General features: G+C 47.8%; 15 protein-coding genes. 2 read left to right on the forward strand and 13 right to left on the reverse strand.

The features are described from left to right. Nucleotides 1-4: 4 nt before the first annotated feature. Nucleotides 5-1,123: a hypothetical protein gene (locus tag Ga0451573_RS03325; protein WP_231682462.1), complete on the reverse strand. Its 1,119-nt coding sequence runs from the start codon at nucleotides 1,121-1,123 to the stop codon at nucleotides 5-7. A 128-nt stretch (nucleotides 1,124-1,251) separates the two neighbouring features. Here Ga0451573_RS03325 and Ga0451573_RS03330 point away from each other — a divergent pair, with 128 nt between their 5' ends. Then, nucleotides 1,252-1,464, forward strand: a complete 213-nt coding sequence (locus Ga0451573_RS03330) for a hypothetical protein (RefSeq protein ID WP_231682463.1) — start codon at nucleotides 1,252-1,254, stop codon at nucleotides 1,462-1,464. A 207-nt stretch (nucleotides 1,465-1,671) separates the two neighbouring features. On the opposite strand, the gene Ga0451573_RS03335 is transcribed toward Ga0451573_RS03330, so the two are convergent. The 11 genes from Ga0451573_RS03335 to Ga0451573_RS03380 form a co-directional block, all read right to left on the reverse strand. After that, on the reverse strand, nucleotides 1,672-1,992 hold the full coding sequence (locus tag Ga0451573_RS03335; protein ID WP_231682464.1) for a hypothetical protein: 321 nt from the start codon (nucleotides 1,990-1,992) through the stop codon (nucleotides 1,672-1,674). A 25-nt stretch (nucleotides 1,993-2,017) separates the two neighbouring features. Further along, complete coding sequence (locus Ga0451573_RS03340; protein ID WP_231682465.1) at nucleotides 2,018-3,133, reverse strand: eCIS core domain-containing protein; 1,116 nt, start codon at nucleotides 3,131-3,133, stop codon at nucleotides 2,018-2,020. A gap of 45 nt (nucleotides 3,134-3,178) precedes the next feature. Then, nucleotides 3,179-3,613, reverse strand: coding sequence for a phage tail protein (locus Ga0451573_RS03345; protein WP_231682466.1), 435 nt, complete (start codon nucleotides 3,611-3,613; stop codon nucleotides 3,179-3,181). Nucleotides 3,614-3,627: 14 nt separating this feature from the next. Continuing rightward, nucleotides 3,628-3,819 carry a DUF6760 family protein gene (locus tag Ga0451573_RS19980; RefSeq protein ID WP_331459375.1) on the reverse strand — a complete coding sequence of 64 codons (192 nt, stop codon included), beginning with the start codon at nucleotides 3,817-3,819 and terminating at the stop codon, nucleotides 3,628-3,630. Further along, a complete protein-coding gene (locus tag Ga0451573_RS03350) occupies nucleotides 3,804-4,172 on the reverse strand; it encodes a phage tail assembly protein (RefSeq protein WP_231682467.1) in 369 nt (122 codons plus the stop codon). Before Ga0451573_RS03350 ends, Ga0451573_RS19980 begins: the two co-directional genes overlap by 16 nt. 68 nt (nucleotides 4,173-4,240) lie before the next feature. Then, complete coding sequence (locus Ga0451573_RS03355; RefSeq protein WP_231682468.1) at nucleotides 4,241-4,678, reverse strand: phage tail protein; 438 nt, start codon at nucleotides 4,676-4,678, stop codon at nucleotides 4,241-4,243. 24 nt (nucleotides 4,679-4,702) lie between these two features. Further along, entirely contained in the window at nucleotides 4,703-6,691 is a 1,989-nt protein-coding gene (locus Ga0451573_RS03360) for a phage tail sheath family protein (RefSeq protein WP_231682469.1), read from the reverse strand. Between the two features lie 18 nt (nucleotides 6,692-6,709). Continuing rightward, on the reverse strand, nucleotides 6,710-8,242 hold the full coding sequence (locus Ga0451573_RS03365) for a phage tail sheath family protein (protein WP_231682470.1): 1,533 nt from the start codon (nucleotides 8,240-8,242) through the stop codon (nucleotides 6,710-6,712). 34 nt (nucleotides 8,243-8,276) lie between these two features. Continuing rightward, on the reverse strand, nucleotides 8,277-9,119 hold the full coding sequence (locus tag Ga0451573_RS03370) for a carboxypeptidase-like regulatory domain-containing protein (RefSeq protein WP_231682471.1): 843 nt from the start codon (nucleotides 9,117-9,119) through the stop codon (nucleotides 8,277-8,279). Nucleotides 9,120-9,137: 18 nt separating this feature from the next. After that, nucleotides 9,138-9,734 carry a Pvc16 family protein gene (locus tag Ga0451573_RS03375; RefSeq protein WP_231682472.1) on the reverse strand — a complete coding sequence of 199 codons (597 nt, stop codon included), beginning with the start codon at nucleotides 9,732-9,734 and terminating at the stop codon, nucleotides 9,138-9,140. Nucleotides 9,735-9,838: 104 nt separating this feature from the next. Continuing rightward, on the reverse strand, nucleotides 9,839-12,082 hold the full coding sequence (locus Ga0451573_RS03380; RefSeq protein ID WP_231682473.1) for an ATP-binding protein: 2,244 nt from the start codon (nucleotides 12,080-12,082) through the stop codon (nucleotides 9,839-9,841). Between the two features lie 502 nt (nucleotides 12,083-12,584). Here Ga0451573_RS03380 and Ga0451573_RS03385 point away from each other — a divergent pair. Beyond that, entirely contained in the window at nucleotides 12,585-13,115 is a 531-nt protein-coding gene (locus Ga0451573_RS03385) for a LysM peptidoglycan-binding domain-containing protein (RefSeq protein ID WP_231682474.1), read from the forward strand. A 36-nt stretch (nucleotides 13,116-13,151) separates the two neighbouring features. On the opposite strand, the gene Ga0451573_RS03390 is transcribed toward Ga0451573_RS03385, so the two are convergent. Then, on the reverse strand, nucleotides 13,152-13,535 hold the full coding sequence (locus Ga0451573_RS03390) for an iron-sulfur cluster assembly scaffold protein (protein ID WP_231682475.1): 384 nt from the start codon (nucleotides 13,533-13,535) through the stop codon (nucleotides 13,152-13,154). Nucleotides 13,536-13,569 lie beyond the last annotated feature (34 nt).

Here is a 13,569-nt window from a genome sequence, read left to right on the forward strand (position 1 = left end):
ATCGTCACATCCCTCTTCTTTCCCTCTCAATCCTCAGCTTTCGTTCAATTTCCCGGTAAACCCGGTCGGCAATCATGTCTATATCCTGTCTGCTATTGAGCCCAGGCGTCTTGTTGACGTTTCCGGCAGTACTGCCGGCATTACCGGTAATGCTGATATTTGCGGTACTCTGTATCTCCACCGGTGTTATCGGCGCTGCAATTTGATTGGTCGTACCCCTTAAGTGGTTTTGTTGTTGTTCAAGTCCTGTCTTATGATAATCCAGTACCGGAGCGGTTTCTGTCTCTGTAAAGTTCCTCCGGTTTATCTGGGACAGGCCATATCCCCGGCTTGATACCAGGTCTTTTCTTGTTGAAAAGTTGTTGTGAGACGCGGGAAATTTTTCAGATGTATGATCATTCTTATGAATCAATATGTTATTGCGTTGAAAGTCTTTTTGGTGAATTATAGGCATAATATCAGTAAAAATAATATTATCAGTGAAAGATGAATTGTTAGCCGCCGGTCTATGACCAGTTATAGGTTTATCATGCATTATAGGTTTATCATGAACTAAAAAGTTGTTTTGACTCCGCGAGCTGCTGTTTTTTTCAACAACAGAGGTATTGTAATCTAAATTTCCATTTTGGTGTATTGCATTATTTCGATGTGCTGCATTATTTCGATGTGCTGTGTTGTTTCGATGTGCTGTGTTGTTGGAAATTAAAAAGTTGTTTTGACTTTGCGAGTTGCTGTTGTTTTCAACTACAGAGGTATTGTAATTTAAATTTCTATTTTGATGTACTGCATTATTATGATGTACTATGTTGTTTCGATATACTGTGCTAATTTGATGTGCTGTGCTGTTTCGATGTACTATGTTGTTTCGATATGCTGTGCTAATTTGATGTGCTGTGTTGTTTTGATGTACTGTATTGTTAGAAATTAAAAAGTTATTTTGACTCCGCCAGCTGCTGTTTTTTTCATCTGCAGAGGTAGTATGATCTAAATCTCTATTATGCTGTGCTGTGTTGTTTTGATCTGCTGTGATATTTTGCTGTGCAGAGGCATTCTGATAAGCGAAAGAGTTTTTGATATGACGCATAATATGTATATCGCGAACCAATATGCTTTTTTGCTTCAAGCTGCTTACACTGCTTACACTGACTCTTCGGATTTCAGGGTTGCTTTGAGTCAAGCCTTGAATATGGAGAGTTGAAGTATTATGAATGAGAAAAGAGTTCCCTTCTAAAAATCGAGAGGCCATGCTTCTTGCCTGGAATAGAACTAATACCGACCTGCCCGCCATCGCCGCAGCGGGTTTCTCTCTGGGTGTTCGTCTATTCCCAACTGTACCTGATACCGGCCTGGGTGGGACAACAATGTATCGGACATATTCCCCGAAGCTTGGCCGCGATTCCGGCAGTCGGTAATCGCGCAGTCGGGGTCGGCCATAACCGGGAAATGCCTGAAAAAACAGGCTGACATCATATTTAAGGCTGTACTTCACCAGGGCATGTGACGCTCCGGTCCCAGATACAAAATTTGACGGCATTTCCCTGTATTTCAATAACAACAGGGCAGGCAGCTTCATAGTCCTTCTGGCGATACCATACTTACCGGTTATAAACTGTGAGAAACCGATGCTGTGAAGTCCAATAAAAACTCCGCCGGTAATTCTCCTGCATGCCCTCATCTCATAAAAACCTCAATACGTCTGACCCCTGATATTTTCCAGACCTCTCCGTCTCTGTCCAGAAACGCCTGATAGTCATAGCCAACCGCTTCTCCCGGGGCCAGAAAATACGCCATAGCCCTGTTTTCCGCATTATACACCCAGGGACCGATTCTCAGGACACCGACGGAATCGATTTCCGGCTCCATTCCGTTTATAGTGTCTCTTAATGAGAAGATGTCACCCTCTGCGCCTGCAAAATAATCAAACAGAGCTCTCTTTATGGCAACACCGTCTTCCAGATTAAGTTTTGACCAGCTTCCTTCACTATTCTCCATTATTAAGCACCCATCTCTGTGATTATTAAGGACAAGCCCATCCCGTGACCTGCACTTCGTTGACAGTATCCTGTCCATCCCACTCGTAATAATAAGGGCTTGAGGGGTCTCTATGCTGATAAGCCGCCTTGACGTATTTCTTGATTTCAGCCTCATTAGCTACCCAGGCGGAACCCTTTTTAGTCCTGAACTTTGGCGCCTGTTGGGATAAACCATGCCTGATACCGTATTCCTCTGTCTTAATCCAGGCTTCGTATTCCTTTTCCAGCATTGCCATGGCAGCCGGCTGCCCCTGGTGAATTACTTCGTGATAAAAGGTAGCCGCTGCCTCAGAGTCCGCTTTCCCGTTCCTGACCCAGATTTCTTTGGTAGAGGGACTGGCCAGACCGTCAACTTCGTACTGATGATTCTTAACAAATGTTCCCTTGCCACCGGTAAGTGTTTTGTTATATAATTTCCACTTCCGCACAATCTTATCAAAACTGTAAACCTTTGATTTATCCAGCTTGTCGACAACCCATTTATCCGTCGAACCACACAGCTCTTTGATTACCCCCGATTTCGTCCAACAGTTAATCCTGGGCCGGTCTCCTGACTGCTGCACCACATGGGTCAGTTCATGGGCAAGCAGTTGTTGGCCACGACTTGTCACCATATTGTATCTCCCGCTGTTAAAAAACACATCCTTACCTATGGTAAAGGCTTCGGCATTCAACTGCTCAGCAGCCTTTACAGCAAAGGAATCGGTATGGATACGCACCTCGCCAAAATTACGACCAAAGCGCGGTTCCATGTAGGTGCGGGCTTCCCGGTCCAAGGGCTGCCCACTGCCGCTACGGGACATTATCCGGTCGGTCACCCCGGCCCGGTCAGCCCGTGGCCTGGCACAGTCCCGGGATTTCTCCTGAATTCGTATATCATTCAAAAATCTCTGGACGTAGCGATTCCCGTGTTGTGACTGCATCTTAAGTATGTTTGAAGAAATGCTGCCGGATTGGTCTGCTGAACGCACGTGCTGCCGAACTGAAAAATCGTTATCGGTGGAATGCCTGATTCCGCTGCTTTCCCGGTTCATCCTGCTGCTTTCCCGGGAAATCTTACTGCTGTCCCGTGCCATCATTTGCCTGCCTGCTTCCTGCACATATTCCCCTCCTAACACAATGGATTGGCAAACACCTTCACTTTTTTATCCTTTTGTCAAACCATGATGAGTGAGTTCAATAGTTTCCACAGCAATTGTATTACTTTCGGCTTTCAATTCAGGGCCGTTCCACTTTACCGGGTAAGCCTGGGAGAAATTCCAGCGCCACTTCTCGTTACCGGCAGCATCCAGCAAAATAACAGACCCGTTTTTCCGCTCAATCTTCCCTGAGATTACATCCCGGTGCCACTTCCAAAACACATCCGAATCAGTGATACCCCGTTTCAGGGTCAGATTGGTGTGCTTGGTGATTTTAGGAAGTTTATGCACATATTCATTAACACCGCCTTCACGGTATTCCTCAGTTTCAGTTTCGGCCTGCAGGCCGGAAACCTCAGAAAACCCGCCTGCGATAAGTCCGCCAATCTCCACTAAAAAGCTGAAATTTGCATAAGGATCTTTTCTGATGCCAGTGGCCATCCGATTTCTCTCCTTCACCGCTCAAACACATTTTCCGGTTCCCTGCTGAGTTTCCTGTTTATCCTTGAAATCTCTTCACACCACCGTTTTCTGTCACCATGCTCTAGCTGCATAATTTCATCATGGGGCCAGTGAAAGTAGTATGAAATAAAGGCTACCTCCTCATAAAGGCGGTCCAGGGGGTAGCCGGTTATTCCTCCCCCCAGCCGGCTACCTCCACTTCAAATTCCTGCCCGCACTTGGGACAGGCCGCCTTTATGGCCGGTGTCCCGATTTCATTTATCTGTTGGTAAAGATGCTGCAGATAAGCCAAATCTGTTGCAAAAAGACCTTCGATAATTCGCGGATTGACAGCCGGCAGATCTCCCAATTTGGTAATTACACGTGAAAGCAGGATTATTGTGAGATAGGCAGGATTCTGCTGCACCCTGGGGTCTTTCAAGGGCAGTATTTCGTCTGCTGCCGTAGCAAGGCGAATAACCCCGCTGCGATGCAGGCTGCCGTGTTCATCCACATAACCTTTTGGGAGAGTAAACTCAAATTCAGTTTGAAATGCCATGTTTCAAGATTCCTCCTTAAGCTCAGCACTGATGAATTTCAATCTGACTGATGAATTTCAATCTGACGTTAGCTGACCCTGGTCATCCCCTCATGGACAATCTCCAGGGTTTCAATAGCAACGTCATTTCCCTTGGCATTGAAGTCAGGGGGGTCGTATTTGGTGGGCCAGGCATTGACAATTTCCCACCGTGCCTTATCACTGCCAGCTTCATCCACAACTATTATGGATATGTTTTTCCTCTGGACATTACCGTCAATCACTGCTTTATGCCAGTTGTAAATCTCCATGGAGTCGGTTATCCCCCACTTCAGAGTAACATTCCCGTACTTGGTCAGTCCGGACAGCTTACGAACATGTGTAGGGTCACTGCCTTCACGGTAATCAATGACATCAACCGTAGCATCAAAACCGGTGGCATCACTGAAACCGGCCTGTTGAATCCCGTCAATTTCGATCCTGAAACGAAAGTTCCTTAAAGGGTCTTTTCTCTGCCCTGTGGCCATAATAATTCACCTCTAATTTTATTTTTAGATTTCCGTAATGTCTGACCCGCCTGCGACCTGGGCAATGCGGAAGATTACAAATTCGGCAGGCTTAACCGGGGCCACACCTATCAGAACTATCAGCCGACCGTTGTCAATATCGTCCTGAGTCATGGTTGTCCGGTCCGCCTTGACAAAAAAAGCCTCTTCCGGTTTAGCGCCCATCAGGGCCCCATCACGCCAGACCCTGGTCAGAAATTCCGTGATGGTCCGTTTCACCCTGGCCCAGAGTCTTTCATTATTAGGTTCAAAGACCACCCACTGGGTCCCTTCCTCAATGGATTCCTCCATAAACAGGAACAGCCTGCGAACATTAATATACTTCCACAATGGGTCACTGGACAGGGTCCGGGCCCCCCACACCCTGATGCCGCGTCCAGGGAAGGCGCGAATACAGTTCACCCCTCTGGGATTCAGCACATCCTGTTCACCCTTGGTTATTTGAAATTCCAAATCCATTGCGCCCCTGACGATTTCATTTGCAGGGGCTTTATGAACACCCCTTTCGGTATCACTCCGGGCATAAATGCCGGCCACATGTCCACCTGGCGGGCACAGCCTGAGCAGCCCCACTCCCGAATCCACCACCTTCAGCCAAGGATAATAGAAGGCGGCATATTTGCTGTCATTACTGTTGCGCGGATTTAATGCAGATATATTTGCTGAACTCTGGGCAGCATCAATGATGGCAAAACGATCTTTAAGGGATTCACAGTGGGTAATCAGCGCCCCTGCCAGCCCATCAACAGCCAGGGCATTGGGAGTATAGATAATGGAAATCTCATCAACCTCGGCAAAACCGGATAATCCTTTGCGTTTGCCCGGCTCATTAGTATCAAATCTCTCATAATCACCCAAAACAAGTTCCGGAGCCAGGTCAATTATCCTGTATGCAGAGGTGTCATCAGGTATAATCTCCCACTCCAAGTCCAAAGTGACAACCCGATCGGCGCCGTCATAGTCGGAAACTGCGCGCACCTGACCCTTGCCTGTCCCTCCGGTAATCTCAAGACACATTCCCTGATAAGCATCATCAGTAGCTGCGGCGCCTTCATCAAGTGTGATATTCCCTGCCCCCGCATCCATAACGCTGCCTTGCCAAACCAGCGAATCCAGCCCATCCCCCAGGTATGCCAGCAGGTAGACCCGGTATGTGGAAGTAATATCCGGAACAATTGTCCAGTCTGAATCCACTGTCGCAACCCCGGCAGCTCCGTCATAATCAGTAACTTTACGCACCTGGCCGCTGCCTGTTCCCCCGGTAATCTCAAGGCACATCCCCTTGTAGGCATCATCGATACCGGAAGCCCCGGCAGCCAGGGTCACTGTCCCTTCCCCGCCGCCCCGGGCTGTGCCGCTGTGCCCGGTATCGGGCATAGCTCCGGAATCGCCTGCAGCCAGACTCCACCTGACGAGATTGGATATCCCATTAATCCTTTTTTCATAGTAATCCGGTGAATTTTCATTAACGGTAAGATTATCAAAAACCTCTGTCAGCGATGGCCGCGGGGTGGAAACATTATCAGTTTCCGGGTCAAATAAGTTTTGAGGCGCCTGGTTCCAATAGAATAGGCCCACCCTGAACCCGCCAAAGGTACCCGGTGTTATCTTTACTGCTACCCGGTTCCCCCAGGCTCCTTCGCCTACAGCTGCAACTGTAAGAACATTTTCTGTTTCCTTTTGCAGTTTTAACCAGGCCGTCTGGGAACTTGCTTTGACAATTCTTCCTATATAGCATCTCTGACCACCGTTTTCAAAAAACCCCTGTACTGTATAGGGAAGGTATTTGTCAGCCCCACAGTAACCGCCGAATACCCGTTGGAATTCAAGCCAACTGGTAACTAATCCGGGAATGGTCGGACCCCGTTCAGTTTCACCGAGAAATCCGGCCGTGCTCGTGCTTACTCCCTCGATAGGCTTCCCGCCAATTTCAATTTCTTCGACATACACTCCGGGCGATAAGTATTCCGGCATCTCCTTTCCTCCTCTTCATTAGCCTTCACTGACATCCGAACCGCCCGCAAACTGAGCGATGCGGAAAATAACAAATTCAGCCGGTTTAACCGGCGCGACACCAATGAGGACAATCAAGCGCCCATTATCGATATCATCCTGAGTCATCGTGGTCCGGTCAACCTTGACGAAAAATGCCTCTTCAGGCTTGGTTCCCATGAGAGCCCCATCCCGCCAGACCCTGGTCAGGAATTCCGTCAGGGTGCGCCTGACCCTGGCCCAGAGTTTCTCATTGTTGGGCTCAAAAACCACCCATTGGGTACCCTCATCTATCGATTCTTCCAAATAGATGAATAACCGGCGCACATTAATATATTTCCACAGGGTATCACTGGAAAGGGTCCTGGCCCCCCATATCCGAATGCCTCTTCCCGGGAAGAAGCGGATACAATTGACACCTCTCGGGTTTAAGATATCCTGCTCACCCTTGGTGATTTGAAATTCCAGGTCAACTGCCCCACGCACAACCTCATTTGCCGGGGCTTTGTGCACTCCCCGTTCGGCATCGGTGCGGGCATAAATACCGGCCATATGTCCCCCGGGGGGAACTAACCGTCTCATCCCGGCAACAGGATCAACTACCCTAAGCCACGGGTAATAGAAGGCTGCATACTTTGTCTCGTTATCACTCCTGGGGTCAAGTGAGGCTACGCCTGCCGACCCCTGGGCAGCATCAATCAAGGCAAACCGGTCTTTGAGATTTTCACAGTGGGTAATCACAGCCCCCACCAGACCATTTACTGCCTGGGCATTAGGGGAGTATACCAACGATATCTCATCAACTTCGCTAAATCCCGATAACCCCTTGCGCTTTCCGGGTTCATTGGTATCAGTCCTGGTATAATCAGCCAGGACCAGAGGCCCGGTCCCGTCATCTCCCCCGGCAAGCCAGGTTACTGCCAGAACATCCGGAACGGCGCCGGAATCACCCGACTGTTTAGTCACGGTAATCAAGTTTGAAATCCCGTTAACCCTTTTGGTATAATAATCCGCTGATGCCTCAACAACGGAGAGATTGTCAAACACCTCTGTGACAGCCGGGCGCGGCTTGGCAGTCAGGTCATTATCCGGGTCATATAATGAAACAGGAACATCCTTCCAGTAAAACAAACTGAGTTTAAAGCCGCTGAAGGTTCCCGCTGTTGCTTTGACGGCTATCCTGGTCCCCCATGAGCCCTCACCGACTGCAGCAACTGTCAGGGCATTGGCTGTGCCCTGCTTGAGTTTAAATGAAGCGGTCCCCGCGCCTGTTTTAACAATCCTGCCAATAAAGCAGCGCTGTCCGCCATTGTCAAAAAACCCCTGAACAGAATAAGGCAGGTACTTGTCAGCCCCAAAATACCCGCCAAACACCCTCTGGTAATCAAGCCAGCTGGTAACCAGGCGGGGTATGGCCGGCCCTCTCTCGGTCTCTCCCAAAAATCCGGCAGTACTGGTCGAAACCCCGGCAACCGGTTTGGCCCCAATTTCGATTTCCTCAACATATACACCAGGTGATAAGTATTCCGGCAATTCCCTCTCCTCCTTTTTTTCTACCGGTCGAATTTCAAAGGACTATCTTCCCCAGGGAGGCCAGGCCTCCTTCACAGACTTCCACCTCCCGCACCTCTGTCTGGTAACCCGGACAGCTTAAGTTTAATACTGTCAGGAATTTGTCATTTTTTAATGTCCTGAAATAAACAACATATTCTCCCCTGCTGCTGGTCTCGGTTTTCACAGTGCTATCCGGTATCAGCAGAAATAGGGGGGTATTCAATAAATGCTTAAACTGCAGGGGTTTCGTCAATTCAAATGGTTTGGAGTTATTTTCAGGCAGGGGGGCGGCAATCCGGCAAAATTCGGTATGTGACCGGTTGGAATCCTTGAGCGCCAGGTAATCCCCGCTGTGCAACAACCCATTTATGCCAATCAGCTTGATTAACGTGTCTCCGGCATCAGGAGCAGGATTACCTACTCTGGCTTTGACTGCAGTCTCCGGCAGCATAATTTCCGCAGATACCCCGGCCCCGGGTATCCCCTGCCCAGTCTGGTCATATACCATTCCGCGCAGCAGGGTGGCTCCATCCGGAAAAGGATATCCCGGATTCGGCCTAAGCGTGATATTAGCCACAGGACTTCGCTTATCAAGAACTCCGGTATCTACAATAGTTTCCGTATCAAAATAATAATCCGCCCGTACCGCCACTTGATATACCCCGGAAGGCAAATTAGAAAAGACATGATACCCGCTGGCGGTTTTAACCGCATTGCAGCTGCAATCCCTGATAAAAACGCTGACCCTGCCGGCAGGGTATCCGCCGGTATAATCATCTATCAGCCTGACAGCAAGGGAAACCTGGCTGTGGGTCTGTTCTAACAAATAACGGTCACTCAGATAACAGTCACTCATAAATATCACTCATTGGAATCATTTCCTCGTTTCTGTCTTGTAGTACTCTGTTTTTTGCACCACTACCCGCTGTGTTTCCACAGTCCGTGCCGAATCAATGGCCACCGGTGTAACCAGGTAACCTACTGACGGGTGGTAATGACTGGTAGGAAAAGAGGTCCAGATCTTGTTGAGTTCTTCCATTGAGAGGGAATTCAGGGTTATCCGGAATTCCTCATCTACTCCTGTTAAATTCCCCTGCAGGACCGACCCCCGGAGAATAGGGTTATCATAAAGGACACGCATCGCTCTACCTAATATCCGGTGTTCTTCCAGAGTCCGTTCTGTAAGGTCAGGAATCTGGTTGGCAGCATAGGTCGTCAGAATATAGTACAGATCCACAGTAAGCGGCGGCTGGCGCAGTCCTGATAAATGTTCCTGTAAAACCTCCCTGTTTTTTAAATAGGCGTTTTCGGAAACGCTGTACAGGAACAGGGTTAACCGGATACTGTGCCCTTCCACATCGGCAGGAGATAAAAGGTCAATGGAATCGGGATTCACCAAATCGCTCATATTATCTCTCAACAGCTTAATCAAAGTCTCCCCTACATCTGCAATAACAGTATAATCACCCATATTTCTTATACATCTCCCTATATCTCGGAAATAGAACTCTTTTTTATGTTCAATACTGTGTACCTTGAACTTCGCATTTCCGCCAGCATTGGCTCCGGAAATGCCTAGTCAAGGCATGCAAAGTATTGCCCAAAGTCCTCCGGCATGCAAATTTTCCCCATCTTTTGGAGTTCACGTTTGGTAGCCCGGATAAGGTGTTTCATCTCTATCTCAGGTGAAGCTTCCGCCGCCATAAAGGCAGCAGTCAGAACAATGTTTTTGATATTACCGCCAGTAATATTGTACTTCCGGGCCAGAAACCCCAGGTCCAGGTCACCGCTTCGCGGCGCTTCCGGGGGAAACATAACCTGCCAGATTCTTTCCCGGTACTCGTCGTTGGGAAAGGGAAACTCAATAATAAACTGCAGTCTCCTGACAAATGCCTGATCCATATTTTTACGCAGGTTGGAAGCCAGTATGGTAACTCCGTCATATTCCTCCATTTTCTGCAGAAGGTAAGCTGTTTCTATATTAGCATACCGGTCATGGGCATCTTTGACTTCAGACCTTTTTCCAAACAAGGCATCTGCCTCGTCAAAAAATAGGATGGCATTACTGGTATACGCTTCACGGAAAATATTCTGCAGGTTTTTTTCCGTTTCTCCTATATATTTGCTGATTATCTGTGATAAATCAATTTTATACAATTCAAGCCCCAGCTCACCCGCTATAACCTCAGCAGCCATTGTCTTGCCTGTTCCCGGAGGACCGCAGAACAAGGCGCTGAGACCCTTCCCCGATGATAGTTTACGGTTAAACCCCCAGTCTCCGAATACAATGTGCCGGTATTTTACCTGCCGGCATATTTCACTGAGCTGCTGCATCTGATCATCCGGCAGGATAAGTTCTTCCCAGGAATACCTGGGAACAACCTTTTGCGCCAACCGGCTTAACTTCTGATTTGACTGGCTGCGGCAGGCACAGTTAAGGTCATCCCAGTTTATTGCGCCCTGACCTTCGGAGCGCCAGCCTGCCAGATCTTTTGCCATAAAATAAGCATCTCTGATCTGCCCCGGAGTGAACCGGAATTTTCCGGCCAACTCCCCAAAGTCTATGCTGCCCTCCAAATAGCCGCCTCCGCTGATTTTTTCCCACACTCTCTGTCTGGTCTTTTCGTCAGGAAGGGGAAGTTCCAGGGCTGCAAAAAAACCTGTTCCTGACATGCCCTGAGGTGACCAGGGCCGGCTGCTAAGTAAGAAGGTAAGCCTCGTAAACACCCGGCAGACATCAAGAACCAGCTTTATATTGGTCTTATTTTCGTCAGTCTCATCAACCAGCCTGTCGAAATTCTCCAGACACAGCCCTGCCTGCTGCAGCAGCGCTTCCCGGCCCAAAACCCACATTATCTCTCTAAATGGCTGGCTGCTGTCCAGCATTTCCCCTGCATCTGCAATGAGGATTGGCAATCCTGCGTGATAACAGACAGTTTCTGCCAGGGTCTGCTTTCCTGCGCCGTAACGCCCCGAAAAATTAAGAATAACATTCCGGCCCTGGGAGCCGTTATTATTTAATTGATAGGCCACACAACCCTGCAGCCTGTCAATTACCTCCTGCTCAATGTGAACTTCAGCCGGCCCCTCAGGAAAGGACAGCCGGATAATTGAGTTCAGCCTGGCATCCGGTTCTCCGGATTCCAACAAAAAGCCGGTTATCCGGTCATCCAGCTTAAGGAATCGTGATAGCAGCGGACGCATATTGTCAGGAACCTTATCACCGATTTGGAGCAGCCCGTATTTTACCAAGGGCGCCTCATGGCCAAAGACAGACCGGGCCTCTGCCTTTTCTGCTGCCGTATGGCAAAAGAGGTTAATAGCCATGCCTACACAGGGCTTTTTGCGGTTTATGTCATCCTGCAGGTAGGCATAAAGTTTTTCGTACTTGGAATCAATTTCAGGAGCCAAACAGATCAGCAGGCAGAATTCTTCAAATGAGGACAGGTGAAACAGCCTCGACAGATGATGCAGTGACAGATACCCTCCCTGAGCAATAGTGGCTGAGCGGCGCTTCCGAACTTGCAGCTCCAGATTTCTTAAGGCTCCTCTTAAAAATCCCGCCTTGTTGTCATCATCGCCGGGCCTCTGATCTTCCGAATGCGGAGCAGTAGAACCAGCTAACAATCCCTCAATCTCTTCCCGGGTCAAAACAAGCCCCTTGAACTGGTCCAGAGGATTATCAGCCTGGCAGCGCTGCTGCCTGACCACTTCAGAATATATCAGCAAATCCAATCTTCTCATCTCATCAAGGAGATAAGCCAAGCTGGAAGAATATGGCTCATTTATATCTGCAACTATGTCCACAGCCCTAACCAATATGATCACCTCTGAAACAAATAATGAGCCTTTTTCAAGCAATAAACAAATATCACTGCTTTTAAAAAACGCTCAAGAACAAACCGTTGATGGTGGGCTCCGCCTCCATTTAAGATTCTCTTTTTTATCAAATTTTACTTTCCGACAATTCCCTAACTGCTTGTCATTAAAATCATATTTTGGTAATTTTAACATATGGCTGAACCGCTGTCAAATATAAAAACTGGAACCACTAGGGTTCCAGACTGCTGCCTTTCCATCCAAATCATCATTTTTAGGGAATATATGTGGAATTAACGTCATTCATCGACAAATACTGAAATTTTACGACAGGATAGCGGTTAACAAGACCTATTCCAATAATTAAAATTAAATAATTTTTACATCTGTCAATTGTGGAATTATCAATTTTGATGAGGTTAATAAGGGCACAGTTGGGACATTAGTTCATATAATGAAGTGAATAATTATCAATCAAATCGTTGCAAAGGGTGTGTTATTAATGACAGATAAAATAGAATCCAATCAGGTTCCGTCTTGTCCCGGAGGGACTTTGTATACTATCATCCCTGGAGATTCATATTTTGGTCTGGCAACAAGGTTTAATGTTACCGTAGATGCATTAATTGCTGCCAACCCCGGTGCAGATCCACAGAACTTGCAAATAGGACAACAAATTTGTATCCCTGGCGTTCCCGCAGGCACACCATGTCCCGGCGGTTTTCTTTACGTAATTAAACCGGGAGACACTTATTACTCGATTGCCCGTCGCTTTGGTACTGTTGTCCCCGCCTTAATTGCCGCTAATCCAGGGGTCGATCCTGACAGTTTGGTGATAGGTCAATCGATTTGTATTCCTGCTGCCCAGCCTGTTCCATGTCCTGGTGGAAGATTTTATACCATTGTCTCAGGAGATACCTTGTTCAGCATTGCCCGTCGTTTTAACACTACTGTTAATGCTTTAATTACTGCCAATCAGGGAATAGACCCAAATAATCTAAGCATAGGCCAGGTGATATGTATTCCGGTGTAACATGACCGGCAAAGCTGGAATAACTGTCGGCTAAACCTAGTTTTCGGCTATATACTTTTTGCCCAAGTAATCATAAATGGCCTTTTTTAATGCCCCGGCCCCCAATACTGAACAGTGTATCTTCTCATCCGGAAGCCCGCCCAGGGCATCAACAATATCAATTTCACTTATGTTTAAGGCATCATAAACGTGTTTCCCTTTCGCCAGTTCTGTTGTCATACTGCTGGCAGCAACCGCAGCGACACAACCCTTTACCTGAAATTTAATATCTGTGATAACTTCTTGTGTACAGACTTTGATGGTAATTACCAGATAATCCCCGCATTCTCCGGAACCCATGATTCCCTCCCCATCATGAGTTTCTATTCTGCCCACATTGCGGGGGTTTTGAAAATGGTCCATAACTGTCTCTGAGAACAAAGTTCCACCTCCTTACTGGGCTTGTTACAGGATA

Origin of the sequence: Phosphitispora fastidiosa, from assembly GCF_019008365.1 — a bacterium.
Taxonomy (GTDB): Bacteria; Bacillota; Thermincolia; order Thermincolales; family UBA2595; genus Phosphitispora; species Phosphitispora fastidiosa.

What these genes read in the sequence shown, in the direction of transcription:
- Ga0451573_RS03335 (WP_231682464.1), bottom strand. Translation starts at nt 1,992, where the DNA reads ATGGAGAATAGTGAAGGAAGCTGGTCAAAACTTAATCTGGAAGACGGT.
- Ga0451573_RS03345 (WP_231682466.1), bottom strand. Translation starts at nt 3,613, where the DNA reads ATGGCCACTGGCATCAGAAAAGATCCTTATGCAAATTTCAGCTTTTTA.
- Ga0451573_RS03350 (WP_231682467.1), bottom strand. Translation starts at nt 4,172, where the DNA reads ATGGCATTTCAAACTGAATTTGAGTTTACTCTCCCAAAAGGTTATGTG.
- Ga0451573_RS03355 (WP_231682468.1), bottom strand. Translation starts at nt 4,678, where the DNA reads ATGGCCACAGGGCAGAGAAAAGACCCTTTAAGGAACTTTCGTTTCAGG.
- Ga0451573_RS03360 (WP_231682469.1), bottom strand. Translation starts at nt 6,691, where the DNA reads ATGCCGGAATACTTATCGCCCGGAGTGTATGTCGAAGAAATTGAAATT.
- Ga0451573_RS03370 (WP_231682471.1), bottom strand. Translation starts at nt 9,119, where the DNA reads ATGAGTGACTGTTATCTGAGTGACCGTTATTTGTTAGAACAGACCCAC.
- Ga0451573_RS03375 (WP_231682472.1), bottom strand. Translation starts at nt 9,734, where the DNA reads ATGGGTGATTATACTGTTATTGCAGATGTAGGGGAGACTTTGATTAAG.
- Ga0451573_RS03385 (WP_231682474.1), top strand. Translation starts at nt 12,585, where the DNA reads ATGACAGATAAAATAGAATCCAATCAGGTTCCGTCTTGTCCCGGAGGG.